This is a genomic window from Pseudomonas donghuensis (genome assembly GCF_000696345.2).
GTDB lineage: Bacteria > Pseudomonadota > Gammaproteobacteria > Pseudomonadales > Pseudomonadaceae > Aquipseudomonas > Aquipseudomonas donghuensis.
This window is the reverse complement of sequence record NZ_CP071706.1, coordinates 571,546-591,434: the sequence shown is the minus strand read 5'-3', so window position 1 is coordinate 591,434 and position 19,889 is coordinate 571,546. Positions and strand designations below refer to the sequence as shown.

Genomic DNA, 19,889 nt, shown 5'->3' with positions numbered 1-19,889 from the left:
ATGCCCGATTTCACCCGTCTGTTGACCGCGCTGTTTCTCACTTGCCTGAGTGCCTTTGCCCATGGCGAGAAGCTACGTATCGTCACCGAACCCTGGGCTCCCTATGTCTACCTTGAAGACGGTCAGGCCAAAGGCATCGACTACGAGGTGACCGCCGAAGTATTCAAACGCCTGGGCGTCGAGGTGGAATGGCAATTCCTGCCGTGGAAACGCTGCCTGGCCATGATCGAACAAGGTCTGGCCGATGGTGTGCTGGACATCTTCCAGACCGAACAGCGCGACAGCCAGCTGTTCTACCCCAGCGAACCGCTGTCCGACGTCGAATTCACCCTCTTCTACGCCAACGACCGACCGCACAAGGTCAAGCGCCTGGAAGACCTGCGCGGCCTGACGGTAGGGACCTCGCCCGGTTACAGCTACGGAGCGGCGTTTATCGAGTCGCCGCTATTCACCCGCGAACCTGCGCCCACCCATGAGGCCAACTTCGGCAAGCTGCAGCGCGGGCGCATCGACCTGCTGATCACTGACCGTCGAGTAGGCCGCTACCTGGTGCGCAACCTGGGCCTGGAGCAGCAGATCAGCGAACTGCCGCTGGTGATCAGCCGCCAGAGCCAGTACCTGGCGGTGCGCCGCAATGTCGGCATGGACCTGCTGGCCCAGCGCTTTGCCGCCGAGCTGCGCCGCTTCAAGCGCGAACCGGCCTATGCCGCGCTGCATGCCCGTTACGCCAGTGCCGGGGAAAACTTTCAACCCGCCGTTGAGCAGCAGGAACACAGCACGCGCTGAATGCTCTGTTATACTCGGGCCTTCCCGCCAGGCTTACGCCCGGACGCTCGGCCTTGCAAAAGGCATCCCGACCGGCAGGACAGCGCGGCCAAGAGCCCGCCCGCCGCCCCGGATGCGCATTGAAGGCCCTGCAGGACCGGACGCGATAGCATCACCTGATGCCCGTCGCGCCAGGCAAGATTATCCCATCGGGCTCAGCCCCCATTAGAACAGGATTACTCATGTCCTTTGCTTCCCTCGGTCTCTCCGAGGCTCTAGTCCGCGCCATCGAGGCAGCGGGCTACACCCAGCCCACTCCGGTGCAACAGCGGGCCATTCCCGCCGTGTTGCAAGGCCGCGACCTGATGGTTGCCGCCCAGACAGGTACTGGTAAAACCGGCGGCTTCGCCCTGCCGATCCTTGAGCGCCTGTTCCCAGGCGGTCACCCGGACAAATCCCAGCGTCATGGCCCACGCCAGCCGCGGGTACTGGTGCTGACCCCGACGCGCGAACTGGCCGCCCAGGTTCACGACAGCTTCAAGGTCTACGCCCGCGACCTCAAATTCGTCAGCGCCTGCATCTTTGGTGGCGTCGGCATGAACCCCCAGGTTCAGGCCATGGCCAAGGGCGTTGATGTGCTGGTAGCCTGCCCGGGGCGCTTGCTCGACCTGGCCGGCCAGGGCAGCGTTGACCTGTCCCATGTCGAAACCCTGGTGCTGGACGAAGCCGACCGCATGCTCGACATGGGCTTCATCCACGATGTGAAAAAGGTCCTCGCCCGTTTGCCGGCCAAGCGCCAGAACCTGCTGTTCTCGGCGACCTTCTCCAAGGACATCACCGACCTTGCCGACAAGCTGCTGCACAATCCGGAACGCATTGAAGTCACGCCGCCGAACACTACCGTCGAGCGTATCGAACAACGCGTCTACCGCCTGCCGGCCAGCCACAAGCGTGCCTTGCTGGCGCACCTGATCACTACCGGCGCCTGGGAACAGGTACTGGTGTTCACCCGTACCAAGCATGGCGCCAACCGCCTGGCCGAGTACCTGGAAAAGCACGGCCTGACCGCCGCCGCGATCCACGGCAACAAGAGCCAGAACGCCCGTACCAAGGCCCTGGCCGACTTCAAGGCCGGTACCGTGCGCATCATGGTCGCCACCGACATCGCCGCCCGTGGCCTGGACATCGACCAACTGCCGCACGTGGTCAACTTCGAGTTGCCCAATGTCGAAGAAGATTACGTCCACCGCATCGGCCGTACCGGCCGTGCCGGTCGCTCGGGTGAGGCCATTTCGCTGGTCGCTCCGGATGAAGAAAAGCTGCTCAAGAGCATCGAGCGCGTCACCCGCCAGAAAATCCCGGATGGCGACCTGATGGGCTTTGACGCCTCCAAGGTCGAAGCTGAAAAACCCGAAACCCGTGAACGTCCGCAAAACAATCCGCGCACTGGCCGTGGCCAACGTGCCGATGGCAGCAATGCCAACAGTGGCGGTCGCAAGGACAAGGGCAAGGATCAGGGCAAAGACAAAGGCCGCGACAAGGACAAGGAAAAAACTGCGGAGAAATCCGCTGGTGGCCGCCAGGAGCGCAAGCCGCGCGACAACAAGCCGCGTCAGGCCCAGTCGGCTCAGCCAGGTATCCCGCCAGTGCCGGCCAACCGTGATCCGGAAGAATTCCTGGATGACGAAGTCGACAACTTCGGTAACCGCGCCGACTACGTCAGCCCTTACCAGAACAAGGGCAACCAGGGCCGCAACCGTCGCCCGGGTGCACCTGCCCAGGCTGGCGCCGGTACGGGTGGCCAGCCACGGGGTGGTCAGCCACGCAGCAACAACGGCCCGCGTAGCGGTGGCGGTGCTTCGGCCAATGGCGAGAAACGCGGTGGTGGTGCCCGTAGTGGTGGTGGCGGCCGTGACGGCCAAGCGCGCCGCGACGGTGGTGGCGGTCGTAACCGTCGTCCAGCCCGCGATGATCAATCGAGCCAGGAACCGGCCGTGCGCAACCCGCGTGAAGGCCAGTCGCAGCCGAAGATCATGCACAAGGAGTCGAAGGTCGATCGCTTCCCGACTGCCGAGCAGCTCGAGCAACTGCCAAGCCGTCCACGTGGCGAGAAACCTGCTTTGCTGACGCGCAACCGCTGATTCAGCGACCGCGCCAACAAAAACGCCGCCCCTAGGGGCGGCGTTTTTGTTCGTTCAGCAGCAATTACTTCTGCTTGACGCCTTCGATCGTGATGTCCAGATCCAGGGTCTGCGATGCAGGGCCTGGGCCTTTGATGCCGAAGTCGTTCAGGTTCAGCGTGGTCTTGGCGTTGAAACCGGCACGCTCGCCACCCCATGGATCCTTGCCTTCACCGTTGAAGGTAGCCTTGAAGATCACCGGTTTGGTCACACCGTGCAGGGTCAGGTCGCCGGTCACGTCAGCGGTTTTCTCGCCGGTAGATTTAACGGCGGTGGACACGAACTTGGCCTCTGGGTACTTCTTCACATCGAGGAAGTCTTTGCTGGCGATGTGCTTGTCACGCTCGGCGTGGTTGGACCACAGGCTGGCGGTTTTCAGGTCGACTGCGATCTTGCTGGCTTCAGGCTTGGTCGAATCCCAGCTGAAGGAACCATCGAAATCCTTGAAAGTACCGTGGATGAAGCTGTAGCCCAGGTGGCTGATCTTCCAGTCAACGAAGGCGTGCTGGCCTTCCTTGTCGATCTTGTAATCTGCTGCCATGGCTTGGCCGGCGGACAACAGTGCGGTACCGAGCGCCAGAGCGGCAAAAGTCTTTTTCAACATGCGTCTATATCCCTTTGGAGTTGAGGTTGAACATCAAGCTTTGCGGCCCAGCATGCGGATCAGGGTCGCGTCACGGTCAATAAAGTGGTGTTTCAGGGCGGCCAGGCCATGCAGCCCGGCAAAAATCACCAGGCCCCAGGCCAGGTAGAAATGGATTTCGCCGGCGACGTCGGCCTGGTCGGGCAGATTACTGACCAGCGCCGGCACTTCGAACAGGCCGAACACCGGAATGCCAACACCATCGGCGGTAGAAATCAGGTAACCGGCAATCATCACCGCGAACAAACCCAGGTACAGCAGGCCATGGCCGGCAGTGGAGGCCAGGCGAGTCAGTTTGCCGTGGCTGGCCGGAGCCGGCGGGGGCGGACTGACAAAGCGCCAGAGCACACGCAGCAGCATTACCCCAAGCAGCACCAGGCCGATGCTTTTGTGCAGGTCGGGGGCGTCTTTGCGCCAGGTGCTGTAGTAGTCCAGGCCCATCATCCACAGGCCCAGGCCGAACAGGCCGAATACGGCCAGCGCAACACCCCAGTGCAGGAAGATGCTGACAAGGCCATAACGAGAAGATGAATTGCGCAGTTGCATTGCCGTGTTTCCCTGTAAGAACTGTGCTCAAGACTAACGAGTTATTTATCGATTAAAAGCAGAAAAACTTGCTCTGAAATATCGAGAAATATGATCTTTAGTATGAAACGAAGCTATTAAGGAAACATTAACTACGTGGGAAGGGAAGACCCTGAGGGTCTTGGGGCCGTAGCGCGGCCCATCACCGGCAACGCCGGCTCCCACAGGTTCGGCTTGAACAAAACCCTGTGGGAGCCGGTCTTGCCGGCGATGAAGTCAGCGCATTACTGCGCCTTGGCCTGGGTATCGGCCACCGGCTTTTTCACCGGTTCCGCCTTGGCAGCGGTTTTCTTCACTGGCGCAGCCTTGGCTGCAGTCTTTTTCTGCTGTTGCGCTTTGGCCACCGGTTTTTTCGCCGGCGCCTGCTTGGCCGCAGGTTTGGCCGGGGCCGCTTTTACCGGCGCCTTGGCCGGTTCTTCCTTGGCAACCGGTGCTACCGTGGGTGCCGGTGCAGTAGCCGGAGCGGGTGCCGGGGCAACCTCGGCAGGCTTGGCGGATGGCTGCTCGGCAGGCTTGTCAGCACCGCCGAACAGACGCTTGAAGAACCCTGGCTTGCCCTCTTCCTTCTTCACCGGCTCCTCGGCCTTGGCCGACTTGTCGGACGAACCACCAAACAGGTTGCTGAAGAAGTTGCCCTTGCTCGCCGCCGCCGCAGCCGTGCCTGCAGCAGCGGTGGCCGCTACCGCCTTGACCGGTTCGAACGACTTGCCGGCCGCCAGATCCTGGACCTGGCTGGCAGCGCGCTGACCACTGCGCAGGGCGCCTTCGAGGGTGCCCGGGTACATCGCATCGGTGTGCTCGCCCGCAAAGGCAATACGCTGCACCGGACGCTCCCACAGGCGCCAGTACTTGCTGATCTGGCCAGGACCATAGGCCAGGTAGGCGCCACCGGTACCGACGTCGGTGCTGTAACGGCGCACTTCGTAGCCGGTGAAGGCACCGCGGGCCTGCGGGTAGAAGGCGTGCAGGCGGATCAGCACCTGATCGACCATCTGCTTGTCGCCAAAGGCTTGCAGCAGACGCGCGTTGTCACCGGAAAGGTTGATCACCACGTTGGCGCCGCCCTTGAGCGCAGGCTCGATCCAGAGCATGCCCAGGCCGGTGTTGCTGTAGATCTCGCCGGACATCCGCGAGCGGCTCTCCCACACCGGGGTCTTGAACTTGAGCATCAGCTGGTCGCGCCAGCCGTAGTTGGTACCCTTGAGCGCAGCCAGGTGCTTGGCGTCCAGGCCCGGGGTCATCTGGATTTTCGACAGGGCGCGCAGCGGCACGGCCAGCACTACGTAATCTGCCTGGTAACCGACGCTACCGACTTTGACGGTGACGCCGTCCTTGTCCTGGACAATGGCACTGACCGGCGATTGGGTCTTGATGGTCTTCAACTGTTTGACGAAGGCCTGGGCCAGTACCGGGCTGCCGCCTGGCAGGCGGGCCGCGCGCAGGTCACGGTCGCTGACGCCACGGTAGACGCGGGTCTGCTGGGCGAAATAGAGCAGCGACAGGCGCGATGGCTCGTCGTAGCGGGTACGGATTTGCTGATTGATCAACTGGCGTGCGGTGGCCGGCAACTGCAGCTTGTCGAGCCAGCCGGAGACGTTGAGCTGGTCGAGGGCAAACAGGGTGCTGTTGGCCGCCGGGTTCAGCGGATCGTCGATCGAGCGCGCCAGGTCGTCGAGGGTCTTCTCGTAACGCTTGAGCGCCTCGGCGGTGGCCGGCTGCTTGGTGGCCAGGTCGGTCGAGCTGAAATACTCGCCGTCGATCAGGTAACCCGGGGTCCGCACGAACTCCGGTGCCGGCAGGGTACTGAGCTTGAAGGTGTCCAGGTACTGGTTGAGCACCGGCTGGGCCTTGCTGTTGCCGATCCATTCGCTGGTGGCCAGGCCCGAGCGCCCGCCCATGCCGGCCTTGGCTTCCAGCAGGGTCACCTGCCACCCCTTGTTCTGCAACTCATAGGCGGCTGTCAGGCCGGCCAGACCGCCACCGACGACGATTGCCGTCGGGGCCTTGTCCTTGGCCAGCGCAGTGCCGCTGAACAGTCCTATCATTACCAGCGCACACGCGCGCAGCCAACCAGCAGACATTTGGCGAACTCCGGATCAAAGCAGAAGTGTTTGGGGGGATCCCCCCAGAAAGAGTAGCCGAAGGATACGCCACGCCAAGCGCCCCCGCCAGCAACGCCAGCACCCTGATTGCAGCGCACGGGTTGTTCTCGGCCGGCGCATTGCATAGGCTTGCGCGGCATGTCCGAGCCGCCGTCGCCAGGAGAATCGAAATGGGCCTCAACCAACAGTGGATGCAACGCGACCTCAAGGTCCTGTGGCACCCCTGCACCCAGATGAAAGATCACGAACAACTGCCGCTGATTCCAATCAAGCGCGGCCAAGGCGTGTGGCTGGAAGACTTCGAAGGCAAGCACTATCTCGACGCCGTCAGCTCCTGGTGGGTCAACGTTTTTGGCCATGCCAACCCGCGCATCAACCAGCGCATCAAGGATCAGGTCGACCAGCTCGAACACGTGATCCTCGCCGGCTTCAGCCATCAGCCGGTGATCGAGCTCTCCGAGCGCCTGGTGCAGATCACCCCTGAAGGCCTGGACCGGGTGTTCTACGCCGATAACGGTTCGTCCTGCATCGAAGTGGCGCTGAAAATGAGCTTCCACTACTGGCTGAACAAAGGTCAGCCGGAGAAAAAGCGCTTCGTCACCCTGAGCAACAGCTATCACGGCGAAACCATCGCGGCGATGTCGGTCGGCGATGTGCCGCTGTTCACCGAGACCTACAAGGCGCTGCTGCTCGACACCATCAAGGTGCCGAGCCCGGACTGCTACCTGCGCCCCGAGGGCATGGGCTGGGAAGAACACTCGCGCACTATGTTCGCGGCCATGGAGCAGACCCTGGCCGAACACCATGCCACGGTTGCCGCCGTCATCGTCGAACCGCTGATCCAGGGCGCTGGCGGCATGCGCATGTACCACCCGGTGTACCTCAAGCTGCTGCGTGAAGCCTGCGACCGCTATGGCGTGCACCTGATCCACGACGAAATCGCCGTGGGCTTTGGCCGCACCGGGACGATGTTCGCCTGCGAACAGGCCGGCATCCGCCCGGACTTCCTGTGCCTGTCCAAGGCCCTGACCGGCGGCTACCTGCCGCTGGCCGCCTGCCTGACCACCAACGAGGTGTACAGCGCCTTCTACGACGATTACCCGACCCTGCGCGCCTTCCTCCACTCGCACAGCTACACCGGCAACCCGCTGGCCTGTGCCGCGGCGCTGGCGACCCTGGATATCTTCGAGCAGGACAACGTCATCGAAGCCAACAAGGCTCTCTCCCAGCGCATGGCCACCGCCACCGCGCACCTGGTCGACCACCCGCATGTCGCCGAAGTGCGCCAGACCGGCATGGCCCTGGCCATCGAGATGGTCCAGGACAAGGCCAGCAAGACCGCCTACCCGTGGCAGGAGCGCCGTGGCCTGAAGGTCTTCGAGCACGCCCTGAGTCGCGGTGCCCTGCTGCGCCCGCTGGGCAGCGTGGTGTACTTCCTGCCGCCTTACGTGATCACCCCGGAGCAGATCGACTTCCTTGCCGAGGTGGCCACCGAGGGCATCGACATCGCCACCCGCAGCAGCATCAGCGTGGCGGTGCCGGCTGATTTCCACCCTGACTTCCGCGATCCGGGCTAACCGCATCGCGGGTCAAGCCCGCTCCCACAGAGATCCCTGTAGGAGCGGGCTTGACCCGCGATGAGGCCCGCACTGCCAACACATTTTTAGAGTTAACCCATGAGACTGTCCCGCTTCTTCATCGACGCCCCCCTGAGCCTCGGCGCCCACGATCTGCCCGAAGCCCAGGCCCACTACATCGGCCGCGTGCTGCGCATGGCCGCCGGCGACGCCGTGCAACTGTTCGACGGCAGCGGCCAGGAGTTTCGCGGCCAGTTGCTCGAAGTCGGCAAGAAAACCGTCCGCGTGCAGCTCGACGAAGCCTTCGCCGGTCAAGCCGACTCAAGCCTGCAGGTTCACCTCGGCCAGGGCCTGTCCCGCGGCGAGCGCATGGACTGGGCCATCCAGAAGGCCACCGAGCTGGGTGTCAGTGCCATTACCCCGATCGTCAGCGAGCGCTGCGAAGTGCGCCTGAAAGATGAGCGCGCCGACAAGCGCCTGGCCCACTGGCGCCAGGTGGCAATCAGCGCCTGCGAGCAGTGCGGGCGCTCCAGCGTGCCGGTGATTCACCCGCCGCAGCTGCTGGCCGACTGGCTCAAGGCCTGCGACGAAGACCTCAAGCTGGTCCTGCACCCGGTTGCTGAACCGATGGTCAGCCACCAGAAGCCGGCCAGCCTGGCCTTTCTGATCGGTCCTGAGGGCGGTCTGAGCGAAGCAGAAGTGGAGCAGGCCAAAGGCGCCGGCTTCCACGCCGCGCGCCTGGGCCCGCGGGTGCTGCGCACCGAAACCGCGCCGGTGGTGGCCCTGGCCGTCGCCCAGCAGCTGTGGGGCGACTTCTAGAGCACGTAGAAGAACACCGCGATGAAGTGCAGCAGGCTGCCGGCAATCACGAACAGGTGCCAGATGCCATGCCAATGGCGAAAGCGGCTGTCGTAGGCGAAGAAGATGATGCCGATGGTGTAGAACGCACCACCGGCCGCCAGCCAGGCAAAGCCTGCGGCGCCGAGACTGGCCAGCAGTGGCTTGACCGCCACCAGCACGATCCAGCCCATCAGTGCATAGATGATGATCGACATCACCCGCGCTTCGGAGCGCGGCTTGATCTCTTGCAGCATGCCGATCACCGCCAGCCCCCAGACTACCCCGAACAGGCTCCAGCCCCACGGCCCGCGCAGGCTGACCAGGCAGAACGGCGTATAGCTGCCGGCAATCAACAGGTAGATGGACAGGTGATCGAGCTTGCGCATGACCACTTTGGCCTTGCCGCGCACGCTGTGATAAAGCGTCGAGATGCTGTAGAGCAACAACAGTGTGAAACCGTAGATCGCCAGGCTGACGATCTTCCAGGGGTCACCTTGCAGGCTTGCCACCACCAGCAGCCAGATGGTGCCAATGCAAGCCAGCACGGCGCCGACCAGATGGGTCCAGGCATTGAAACGTTCACCGTGATACATGCAACAGGATCCTCCTGACTAGTAACAGGGCTCCCATCCTACACAGGCAAATGTTTCAAACCACCCCTGCGTTCACCAACAGCTGTTCCAGTGCAGGAAGATCCGGCACCCGCGCCACCTGTTCGCCCACCTGCACCGCCGCCATCTCCAGGGCGGCCAGCGGCACATCGACGTAGTTGAGCTGGCTGTCGAGCTTGCACGAGCGTGGAATGCCCTGCACCAGCAAGGCAACAAAGCGCAGCGGGCTGCTGCCCAGGGCATTGAGCACGACAATCCGCGCCCGCTCGCCAACCTGTAGCTGGCCGCCACAGGCCGATTCGAAGCTGAGCAGAGGCAAGCGCTGGCCACGCCAGTCGATCCAGCCAAGCAACCATTCAGGCGACGCCAGCACCGGGCTGCCGGCCTGAAAGCCGATCAGTTCGGCCACGGCAACGTTGGGCAGCACCAGGCAGCGATCGCTCAAGGGCAGCAGCAAGCCGGTCAGGCTGCTGCGCCGGTTATGCCGGGCGGGTTGTTCAAGCATCGCGGCGGCTCCATTGGGCAATACTCTGCAGCAGCACCGACTCTTGATAGGGCTTGCCCAGGTAGTCGTTGACGCCGATGGCCATGGCCCGGTCGCGGTGTTTCTGGCCGGTACGCGAAGTGATCATGATGATCGGCAGGTCCTCGAGCTTGGGATCGTGACGAATCTGTGTGGCAACTTCAAAGCCGTCCATGCGCGGCATTTCAATGTCCAGCAGAAGCACGTCCGGACGATGTTCCTGCAACAGGGCCATGGCGTCGACCCCGTCCTTGGCGGTCAGCACGTTCATGCCGTGGCGCTCGAGCAGCCGCCCGGTGACCTTGCGCACGGTCACCGAGTCGTCCACCACCATCACCAGCAGCGGCCGTTCCGGCACGCTGCCATGGTTTTCCCGGCGCAGACCTTCGCTGCTGCGATGGTGCTGGGCCAACTGCTGCTGCAGGCCGCGTAACTGGCCGAGCAAGTCGAGAATCAGCACCACCCGGCCATCACCCAGCAAGGTCGCCCCGGACAACCCCTGGACCGCAGCGAACTGCGGCCCCAGGCTTTTGACCACGATCTCGCGGCTGGCCGCCAGGCCATCGACCTGCACGGCGTACTGTTGATCGTGGGAATGCACCAGCAACACCGGCAGCGGCAGGCTCTGGCCCAACAGTTTCGGTTGCGCCGCGCCTTGCAGCAGCTCGCCCAGGTAGCGCAGCTCATAGCGGTGTCCGGCGTATCGGTAATGCGGCGGGTCGAGCTGGTAGCAGGCTTCAAGCTCGGCCGGCGGCACGCGGACGATGCCTTCGATGGTGTTCAGCGGAATCGCGTACAGCTCTTCACCGTACTGGACCATCAACCCACGGTTGATCGACACGGTGAACGGCAGGCGGATCAGAAAACGCGCGCCCTTGCCCGGCTGCGACTCGATCACCATCGAACCACCGAGCTGCTTGACCTCTTCATGGACCACGTCCATGCCCAGCCCTCGCCCGGAAATCTGGGTGATCTTCTCGGCGGTGGAGAACCCCGGCTGAAGGATGAACTGCATGATCTCGTGGTCGCTGAGCACCGCCGCAGGGTCGAGCAGCCCACGGTTGATCGCCTTGCGCCGCACGGCCTCAAGCGGCACCCCTGCACCGTCATCGGTCATTTCGATGACGATATCGGCGCCTTCATGCAACAGGTTCAGCGAGATCAGCCCCTGCTCCGGCTTACCGGCCGCCAGGCGCGCCTCGCGCGACTCCAGGCCATGGTCGACGGCGTTGCGCAGCATGTGCTCTAGCGGCGCCATCATGCGCTCCAGCACGCTGCGGTCCATCTCGCCCTCGGCATTGCCGATCACCAGTTCAACCTGCTTGCCCAGCTCGCTGGACACCTGCCGCACCACCCGCTGCAAACGCGGCACCAGGCGCTCGAACGGCACCATGCGGGTGCGCATCAGGCCTTCCTGCAGGTCGCTGTTGACGCGCGCCTGCTGCTGCAACAGGCTCTGCGCGTCATGGGCGCGCACGCTCAGGGTTTCCTTGAGGTCAAGCAGGTCGGAAGCCGACTCGAACAGCGCCCGCGACAACTGCTGCAGTTGCGAATGGCGGTCCATCTCCAGCGGGTCGAAGTCATCGTAGGCCTGGCCGTCGCCGTCGGCCTGGCGGCTGAGAATGCGCCCCTGGGTTTCGGTATCCAGGCGGCGCAACTGGTCGCGCATGCGCTCCAGGGTGGTTTCCATCTCGTTCAGGGCCACCTGCGCATCGTTGACCTGCTGCTCGATGCGGCCACGGATGATCGAGTTTTCCCCGGCCAGGTTGCCCAGGTCATCGAGCAACTCCGAGGCCACCTTGACCATGTCGCCGGCGCCACGCTCAGGCGCGGTCACCGGCAGTTCCGGCGGCGCCGTGTCCGGGTGCGCCTGGCCGGCGGCGGTATCGGCCAATGCCGCGCTGCTGAAGTTGCGGATGTAGTCGATCAGCGCCGTGGCCGCGTGCAGCGGCTGTTGCAGGCGCACGGCATCGAGCATGTGGGCCAGGCGGTCATGACAGTTCTGCAGCAGGCTGAACAGCGCCGGGCTGGGTTGCAACTGGCCAGCGGCAAGCAGTTCGTATAGGAACTCCAGCTCGTGGGCCAGGTCGCCGATCGGCCCGATCTCGACCATGCGTGCACCGCCCTTGAGGGTGTGCAGGTCACGCAGCAGGTTTTCGACCTCGACGCCATTGCGCGGCTCGGCTTGCCAGCGCAGCAGGGCCGCACTGGAGCTTTCGACCAGGTCGAGGCTTTCTTCGAGAAAGATCTCCAGCAACTCTTTGTCGCCAGCGTCCTGCTGCGCTTCGGCAGGCTTATCCACAACCGCAGGCGGCGGTGCGTCATGACGGAACTCGCGCAGCGCCGCCAGCAGTTCGACCTGGGCTGCCGGCACCTGGCCTTGCTGCAATTGTTCGAGCATCTGCGCCAGTTGCTGGTGGCTGCGCTTGAGCAGGGCAAACAGCTCGGCACCGGGGCTGAAGCGCCGGTCCACCAGGCCTTCGTAAAGCAGCTCAAGCTCTTGCGCCAGCACTTCGAACGCCCCCATGGCAGCCATCTGTGCGCCGCCCTTGAGGGTTTGCAGGTCACGGGCCAGCGACGACAGCGCCGAGGCGTTATCGGTATCCAGCAGCCAGCGCGCCAGGGCCTGGTCGGCACTGTCGAGAATGTCGTTGGCTTCATCGAGGAACAGCTCGAGCATGGCCGGGTCCGGTGCCTGGGCGGCCAGTTCGGCGGTGGCGCTGGCAAGCTCGGTGATTGCCCCGCCCTGGCTGCTGACCAGGCCCATGGCCGACGGTTCCAAGCCTTCGTCGAGCAGTTCGCGCAGGGCCTGCAAGCGTTCCGGACGCGGGTCGACTTCCTGGCCGGCGGCGATCTGGTCTAGCATGTCGATCAGCGCTTCATGGGCGCTCTGCGCCTCGCTGAAGAATCGCGGGCTGACCGCCAGGCTGCTCTCCTCCACTGCACCGTAGAGGTCGAGCAAGGCTTCACACAGTTCGTCCACCTGCCACAGGTCGGCCAGGTGCGCGCTCTGGCCGAGAGTGGTCAGTTCATCGAGCAGCGCATTGAGCTCCTGGCGCTCACCGGGATGCTCCTGCCAACGCAGCAGCAACGACTCGGCGTCGAGCAGAATGTCCATGCCCTGGGCCAGGAAGCTGGCAATCAGTTGCGGGTCGCGCTTGACCCGCAAGCCCTGGCTCGGCGCCTCCAGCAACGCCTGCAGGCGCGCATCGACCACCTGGTGAATATCGGCAATCAGCGTCGCAGCCCCGGCAATCGGCGCCAACGGTGAACTGGAAAGCTGCTGCACGCCACGGCGCAGCAGTGGATCTGCGGTTTCCAGGAGGTAGATTTCTTCAAGATCAAAGGCCAGCAGATGGGCCTTGAACTCGCGGGCCAGTAAGTCCAGGGCACCGGCCAGCTCGGCAATCGGCAACACCCCGGCCATCGCCGCGCTGCCCTTGAGGGTGTGCAGGGCGCGCTGCAGGTTGTCACTGACCGGCAGCGGCAGGTGCTGATCGGCCTCGCGCAAAAAGGCTTCGAGGCTGTCCAGGTGCCCCAGGGCCTCGTTGCGGAATATCTCCAGCAATTGCGGGTCAATGGCTTCGCTGGCCACGGCCTCGCTGTGCGGGTCATTCATGGCCAGCGCATGCAGATGCGTCGCCAATTGCTCAATCTCGGGATGGGTCGGCGCCAGGGCCTGGGCAAACTCGCCAAGCAGCGCAGGCATCTCATCCAGGGCTTGTTGCAACGCGGCGAAGGGCGCCGCGCCGATCTCCACCCGGCCTTCGAGCACACGGTTGAGCAGGTGCTCCGCCGCCCATGCCAGTTCCGCCAGCGCCTGGGCGCGGACCATGCGCCCACTGCCCTTGAGGGTGTGCAGGCCGCGGCGCAGTTCGATCAGGGCTTCGCGATCGGCGCTGTCGGCTTGCCAACGGGCCCACATTTCATTGAGCAACGGCAGCAGCTCGTTGGCTTCTTCAAGGAATATCTCGCGCAACTCGTCATCGATCGGCATGACGTCAGGCGCAGCTACCGCCGGCACCTCTATCACCGCAGGTTCCGGCTCAAGGCGATAACCCAGGGCAGCAAGGCTGTGCTGGGCCGCCTCGAGGAACCGCGAGGGATTGGCCTGGGGGTCGGCAATCAGCCATTGCAGGTAACACTCGCAGGCACTCAAGGCCTCGGCCAGATGGCTCAGGGCCGAAGGCTCAGCGAGGGTTTCGTTGCCCAGCAGATGCTCATGTACATAGTCGCCGCAGTGGCCGATCAACGCCGCTGCCCGCGGCAGCATCAGCATCGCCAGGGCGCCACGGATTTGCTGCAGCAAGCCAGGCAGTGGCTGCAGGCGTTGTGGCTGCCAGCCAGCATCCAGGCAATCGCCGATCAGGTCCTTGACCTGTTGCAACACGGCTAAGGCCTCTTCAAGCACCAGTTGCCGAATCTCGGCCAGATCGGTGCCCGGCAGCGGGCTCTGGCTGCTCTGCTCCAGCGGCCCGACCATGCCGGCCAGGGTTGCCTCGACATACAGCAACGCCCCGGCGATATCCATCAACAGCGCATCGGCCGGCTCACGCTGGCCCTGGGCCAGGCTTTGCAGCACCAGCACCTGATCGATGATCACTCGGCGCGGCTGACCAAAGCCGAGCACGGCCAGGGTGTCGGCGATCTGCCGCAGCGGCGCCAGCAACGGCTCCAGCTCGTCCAGATGCTGGCGATCGCCACGCACGAACTGGTCCAGACGCTCCTTGACCCGCTTGAGGTCTTCGCACAAAGCGGCGACCACCGAGCGCAGCGCATCGCGATCAGGCCCGGCCTGCAGGCGATCGCGCCAGGTCCCCAGGTACAGGTCGAGGTTGGCCAGTTCTTCAGCGTCAGCGGGGCTACTGGTCAGTAGGCTGTCCTGCGCCAGGGGCTCGGCGCCGCGCTCGGCACGCAGCTGGTTGAGCACCGGCAGCACCACCAGCGGCAGGTCACGGCGGGCGCTGCGCAGGCGCTCAAGGTACAGCGGTAATTGCTCCAGGCCGCGAAACAGTGCGCCCAGCGCTTCACCGCGCTGGCTGGCCCGGCCCTGGCGCAAGGCCAGACCCAGTTGTTCCATTTCTTCGGCGAGCAGGGCCGCGCCATTGAGCTCGAGCATCAGCAGGCTTCCGCGCACCTGATGCAGCTGTTCGACGAAGCCATCGAGTACGGCCTCATCTCCGGGCTCGGCGGCGAAGTGCTCCAGGGTCAGGCGCGCCTGGCCCAGGCAGTCGGCAATCGCCCCTTTGACCCAGGCCAGTGCTACCGTATCGTGCCGATCCGCCATAACTGCTCCCATCACCATGAGGCCCTCAACGCGGCGGCGTCGGCGGCAAGGTAAAGCCGGACACCGAGCGGCGCATTTCACTGGCCATGCGCGCCAGGTTGCCAATGCTTTCGGCGGTGGCGGTAGAGCCAGCCGAGGTTTGCGAGGTGATCTGCTGGATTACCGACATGGTATGCGAGATCTGCCCGGCCGAAGAGGTCTGCAGCTGGGCGGCATCGGAGATGCTGTGAATCAGGTCGGCGAGGGTCTGGGATACGCCTTCGATTTCCGCCAGGGCCACCCCGGCATCCTGGGCCAGGCGTGCGCCGCGCACCACCTCGGCGGTGGTCTGCTCCATGGAGATCACCGCCTCGTTGGTGTCGGCCTGGATGGTCCGCACCAGCGCTTCGATCTGGCGCGTGGCCGACGACGAGCGCTCGGCCAGGCGTTGCACTTCATCGGCAACCACGGCAAAGCCACGCCCGGCTTCACCGGCCAGCGAGGCCTGGATCGCCGCGTTGAGGGCGAGGATGTTGGTTTGGTCAGCAATGTCGTCGATCAGGCTGACGATATCGCCAATCTCCTGGGACGACTCGCCCAGGCGCTTGATCCGCTTGGCGGTGTCCTGGATCTGTTCGCGGATGTTGTCCATGCCGTTGATGGTGTTGTGCACCACCTCGTTGCCCTTGTTGGCGATGGCGACCGAACGCTCGGCCACTTTCGCCGACTCGTAGGCGTGGGTGGACACCCGGTCGATGGACTCGGCCATGTCGCCCACCGCCACCGAGGCATCGCTGATCTGCTGGGCCTGGTGTTCGGAGGCCTTGGCCAGCTGTCGCGCGGTGTTCTGGGTGTCCTGCACGGCGGCGGCCACCTCCTCGGCACTGAGGTTGATGGTCGCCACCAGGTCGCGCAGTTGGTCGATGGAGTAATTGATCGAGTCGGCGATGGCGCCGGTGAAGTCCTCGGTGACCGAGACCGTCACGGTCAAATCGCCATCGGCGAGGTCTTCGATTTCGTCGAGCAGACGCATGATCGCCTGCTGGTTGCGTTCGTTTTTCTCGGCGGTTTCGCGCAGCTGGCGGTGAGTGGTACGCACCATCACCAGGCCGATGAGGATGATCGAAGCCAGCGCCAGCAAGCCCAGCACATAGCCGCCGACGGTATCCAGAGTGCGCCCGCCGGCCAGGTTCTCGAAGCCGGTGGCCAGTCGCGAGGCTTCATCGAGCAGGGTTTGCGACAGGCCGAAGATACTCCCGGCGGCCTCGCGGACACGGAACAGCTCAGGCGAGGTTTCAAGGATCTCGTCGACCGAGCCTGCGACGAACTGGAACAGTTCGGCGATCTCGGCCAGCCGCGCGCGGGCATCGGGGTCTTGCACGCGGGTAACCTGGATCGCCTCGTTGCCGCCGAGCATGGCTTCGAGCACCTGGCCGAAACGGCTGGCGTCGCGGCCGAAGGCATCGGCGGCCTGAACCGCAGTGTCATCCCCGGCCAGAACGGTGTTGACCGAGCCGAGAATGCGCTCTGCCAGCAGCGACTGGCGCTGGGCCACCGCGACCTGACTGGCCGGGGCGCCGCTTTGCAGCAGGATTTCCACGACCTTTTCGTATTCCACCTGCAACTGCGGCACGGTTTCGGCCAGGGTCGCGGCGACCTGGTGCAGCGACAGCACGGTCTGTTCACTGGCAAGAATCGCGTCGGTGTTCTTGCGCAGGTTTTCCCAGTCGCGCAGCACCGCGTCCATTTCCTTGCGCACCGCCGGCGGCGCGGCAGGCAGGCCGGTACTGCTATCACCCTTTTTCAGGTAGCCCCAGCGCTGTTCGAAATCATTGCGCGCCTCGCTCAGCAGGCGAAAGGCCACAGCCTTGCCGGCCGCCGCTTCAGTGGCGTTCTTGGCAATGCGCTGGGACAGCACGCGCAGCTCGCCGGCATGGCCGATGTACTGCTTGTCGTAATTGGCCTGGGTGTTGAGGTAGGCGAAGTTGGCGAACAGCAGGATGATCGACAGGATCAGCACCACGAACAACGCCGCGATCTGCGCGCTGCTGCGGGAACCCTGGGGCGATGGAGCCGTCTTGGTGGTAGTCACGGAGGTGGCATTCCTTTACAACGCGACGTCGAGGAAACCCGGCGCCTGGGCCAGGGCGAAGGGGCTGAAGATCGCCCAACTGCGCTCACGCTGAAAATGTCCCTGAACGAAGGGCGCGGCAGCGCTCAATAACGGAGTTGGCGGCGACAGGTCGAGGTTGTGCAGCGCAAAGTGCTGCAGACCCAGCACCTCATCGACCAGCAACCCGGTAAACAACTCGTCATGGTCAAGTACCAGCACCCGTCGCTGCTTGCGTGGGGCCGACAGGCCGAGGCCGAAAAAACCGCAGAGGTCCATCACCGGCAACAAGCGGCCGCGCAGGTTGGCCACCCCGCTGACCCACGGCTTGACCCCGGGAATGCGGCTCAGACGCGGCTCGTGCAGGACCTCGGCGACTTCGCCCATGGGCGCGACGAACCACTGCTCGGCGATGCGAAAGCCGATGCCGCTCCAGCTCTGCAGGCGGGTTTCCTGCAACGGCAGGTCGGCGGCCAGCAGCCGGCAACGCCGGTCGATGTCCAGCAGCAGCTCGAAAGCCGTCAGCGACTCGCCCATGGGCTGGCTGGTCAACCTTTGAGCACGGCGTTGAGCTTCTTGATCAGGGTGTCTTCGTCCACCGGCTTGGTCAGGTAGTCCCTGGCGCCCTGACGCTGGCCCCAGACCTTGTCGGTTTCCTGGTCCTTGGTGGTAACGATGATCACCGGAATGTGCGCGGTCTCAAGGGTCTTGCTCAACTGGCGGGTGGCCTGGAAGCCGTTGACCCCGGGCATGACGATATCCATCAGCACCGCATCGGGCTGTTCCTGGCGAGCCAGGGCCACGCCGTCGGCGCCGTTTTCGGCCTTGAGCACCTGATGCCCGTGTTTTTCGAGCATACCGGTCAGTTTGTACATTTCGGTCGGCGAGTCGTCGACGATCAGAACTCGGGCCATGCTGTTCCCCATGAAGGAATAGACGCCTGCGGCGGCGCAGCGTCAGGGTGCGTGTTGTTCTTCTGCGGCGAATCCCGGCACATGGGCCTTGATTGCGTCCAGCAGTTCTTCCTTGCTGAAAGGCTTGGTCAAAAATTGATCAGAACCGACGACGCGGCCGCGGGCCTTGTCGAACAGACCATCGCGAGACGACAGCAAAATCACTGGCGTGTCCTTGAAGGTGCTGTTCTGCTTGATCAGGGCGCAGGTCTGGTAACCGTCCAGACGCGGCATCAGCACGTCGACGAAAATGATCTGCGGCTGGTGGTCGATGATCTTGGCCAGGGCATCGAAACCGTCGATGGCCGTGATGACCTCACATCCTGCTTCGCTGAGCAATATCTGGGCGGTGCGGCGAATCGTCTTGGAGTCGTCGATCACCATCACCTTCAATGCCGCGCCGGGCTGTTCCATAATTGCTCTACCATCGCTGCTCGCTATGAGCGGCAAGCTACAAGTTTCTAGCGGTAAGAAAAAGCAGGGTGAACGCGGCGTGCTTTTTCTTGTGGCCTATGGCTTGTGGCTTGCAGCTGGAGACGGCCTCGCAGGCCACGTGCCAGGCCTTTTTAGCACACTCTGGGGGGTGCATTCCATCGGCCCGCGCCGACGCCCGCCGCAGCACCGGCCAGGATGCGTTTTTCCCTTGACCGCCAGCGCCGCGAGCGCCACCCTGACGCCACTTTTCATTCGAGCCAATGCGGCCCATTGCCGCTGAGAGGATTTAGCCCATGAGCGTTCGCCTCGGGATTGTCATGGACCCCATTGCGCGCATTTCCTATAAAAAGGACAGCTCGCTGGCCATGTTGCTGGCCGCCCAGGAGCGCGGCTGGTCGCTGTTCTACATGGAGCAGCAGGACCTCTACCAGGGTGCCGGCCAGGCCCGCGCGCGCATGCGCCCGCTGAAAGTCTTCGCCGACCCGGAGCACTGGTTCGAGCTCGACGCCGAGCAAGACTGCGCCCTGAGCGAGCTGGACGTGATCCTGATGCGCAAGGATCCGCCGTTCGACATGGAGTTCGTCTACAGCACCTACCTGCTGGAACAGGCCGAAGCCGCCGGCGTGCTGGTGGTCAACCGCCCGCAGAGCCTGCGCGACTGCAACGAAAAACTGTTTGCCACGCTGTTCCCGCAGTGCACGCCGCCGACCCTGGTCAGCCGCCGCGCCGACATCCTGCGTGAATTCGTCAACCAGCAGGGCGACACCATCCTCAAGCCGCTGGACGGCATGGGCGGCACCTCGATCTTTCGCCATCGCCCCGGCGACCCGAACCTCTCGGTGATCCTCGAAACCTTGACCGGCAACGGCACCCAGCAAATCATGGCGCAAGGCTATCTGCCGGCCATCAAGGACGGCGACAAGCGCATCCTGATGATCGACGGCGAGCCGGTGCCTTATTGCCTGGCGCGCATCCCCGCCTCTGGCGAAACCCGTGGCAACCTTGCCGCCGGTGGCCGTGGCGAAGCCCGCCCACTGACCGACCGCGACCGCTGGATCGCCGAACAGGTCGGCCCGACCCTGCGCGAGAAGGGCCTGCTGTTCGTCGGCCTGGACGTGATCGGCGAGCACCTGACCGAAATCAACGTCACCAGCCCGACCTGCATCCGCGAGATCGACAATGCCTTCGGCACCAAGATCGGCGTGCAGTTGATGGATGCCATTGATCGCAAGCTCAAGGCGCGCTGACAGCCGACGCGGAGCAACCGCGCAGAGTGGGGTATCATGCCGGTCGTTTTTA

General features: G+C 64.0%; 15 protein-coding genes. 5 read left to right on the top strand and 10 right to left on the bottom strand.

The features are described from left to right. Together BV82_RS02710 and BV82_RS02705 are read left to right on the top strand one after the other, a co-directional pair. On the top strand, positions 1-786 hold the full coding sequence (locus BV82_RS02710) for a substrate-binding periplasmic protein (protein ID WP_010221511.1): 786 nt from the start codon (positions 1-3) through the stop codon (positions 784-786). A 221-nt stretch (positions 787-1,007) separates the two neighbouring features. Continuing rightward, positions 1,008-2,906 carry an RNA helicase RhlE2 gene (locus BV82_RS02705; protein WP_036995454.1) on the top strand — a complete coding sequence of 633 codons (1,899 nt, stop codon included), beginning with the start codon at positions 1,008-1,010 and terminating at the stop codon, positions 2,904-2,906. A gap of 64 nt (positions 2,907-2,970) precedes the next feature. Here BV82_RS02705 and BV82_RS02700 read toward each other — a convergent pair whose 3' ends face one another. The 3 genes from BV82_RS02700 to BV82_RS02690 form a co-directional block, all read right to left on the bottom strand. Next, positions 2,971-3,549, bottom strand: a complete 579-nt coding sequence (locus tag BV82_RS02700) for a YceI family protein (RefSeq protein ID WP_036995453.1) — start codon at positions 3,547-3,549, stop codon at positions 2,971-2,973. Positions 3,550-3,582: 33 nt separating this feature from the next. Continuing rightward, positions 3,583-4,134, bottom strand: a complete 552-nt coding sequence (locus BV82_RS02695) for a cytochrome b (protein WP_010221508.1) — start codon at positions 4,132-4,134, stop codon at positions 3,583-3,585. A gap of 263 nt (positions 4,135-4,397) precedes the next feature. Next, entirely contained in the window at positions 4,398-6,254 is a 1,857-nt protein-coding gene (locus BV82_RS02690) for a flavin monoamine oxidase family protein (protein ID WP_036995452.1), read from the bottom strand. 191 nt (positions 6,255-6,445) lie between these two features. Here BV82_RS02690 and BV82_RS02685 point away from each other — a divergent pair, with 191 nt between their 5' ends. Next, complete coding sequence (locus BV82_RS02685) at positions 6,446-7,852, top strand: adenosylmethionine--8-amino-7-oxononanoate transaminase (protein ID WP_010221506.1); 1,407 nt, start codon at positions 6,446-6,448, stop codon at positions 7,850-7,852. Between the two features lie 99 nt (positions 7,853-7,951). After that, the gene (locus BV82_RS02680) at positions 7,952-8,671 is read left to right on the top strand and encodes a 16S rRNA (uracil(1498)-N(3))-methyltransferase (protein ID WP_010221505.1); all 720 of its coding nucleotides are present in this window, start codon (positions 7,952-7,954) and stop codon (positions 8,669-8,671) included. Here BV82_RS02680 and trhA read toward each other — a convergent pair. From trhA to pilG, 7 genes are read right to left on the bottom strand one after another with little or no spacing between them, the layout of a single operon-like run. After that, entirely contained in the window at positions 8,668-9,285 is a 618-nt protein-coding gene (trhA, locus tag BV82_RS02675; protein WP_010221504.1) for a PAQR family membrane homeostasis protein TrhA, read from the bottom strand. The two genes, BV82_RS02680 and trhA, sit on opposite strands and share 4 nt — an antisense overlap. Positions 9,286-9,340: 55 nt before the next feature. Continuing rightward, entirely contained in the window at positions 9,341-9,808 is a 468-nt protein-coding gene (locus tag BV82_RS02670; protein ID WP_010221503.1) for a chemotaxis protein CheW, read from the bottom strand. Beyond that, on the bottom strand, positions 9,801-15,113 hold the full coding sequence (locus BV82_RS02665; RefSeq protein WP_036995451.1) for an Hpt domain-containing protein: 5,313 nt from the start codon (positions 15,111-15,113) through the stop codon (positions 9,801-9,803). The genes BV82_RS02670 and BV82_RS02665 overlap by 8 nt, the downstream gene beginning before the upstream one ends. A 25-nt stretch (positions 15,114-15,138) precedes the next feature. Beyond that, positions 15,139-17,184: a methyl-accepting chemotaxis protein gene (locus BV82_RS02660; RefSeq protein ID WP_010221501.1), complete on the bottom strand. Its 2,046-nt coding sequence runs from the start codon at positions 17,182-17,184 to the stop codon at positions 15,139-15,141. A gap of 15 nt (positions 17,185-17,199) precedes the next feature. Then, the gene (locus BV82_RS02655; protein WP_026001212.1) at positions 17,200-17,754 is read right to left on the bottom strand and encodes a chemotaxis protein CheW; all 555 of its coding nucleotides are present in this window, start codon (positions 17,752-17,754) and stop codon (positions 17,200-17,202) included. After that, positions 17,751-18,116: a twitching motility response regulator PilH gene (gene pilH / locus BV82_RS02650; protein WP_036995589.1), complete on the bottom strand. Its 366-nt coding sequence runs from the start codon at positions 18,114-18,116 to the stop codon at positions 17,751-17,753. Before pilH ends, BV82_RS02655 begins: the two co-directional genes overlap by 4 nt. Before the next feature lie 42 nt (positions 18,117-18,158). Continuing rightward, a complete protein-coding gene (gene pilG / locus BV82_RS02645; protein WP_010221498.1) occupies positions 18,159-18,569 on the bottom strand; it encodes a twitching motility response regulator PilG in 411 nt (136 codons plus the stop codon). 314 nt (positions 18,570-18,883) lie between these two features. Here pilG and gshB point away from each other — a divergent pair, with 314 nt between their 5' ends. Further along, positions 18,884-19,837, top strand: coding sequence for a glutathione synthase (gene gshB, locus BV82_RS02640; RefSeq protein WP_036995450.1), 954 nt, complete (start codon positions 18,884-18,886; stop codon positions 19,835-19,837). Positions 19,838-19,889: the final 52 nt, after the last annotated feature.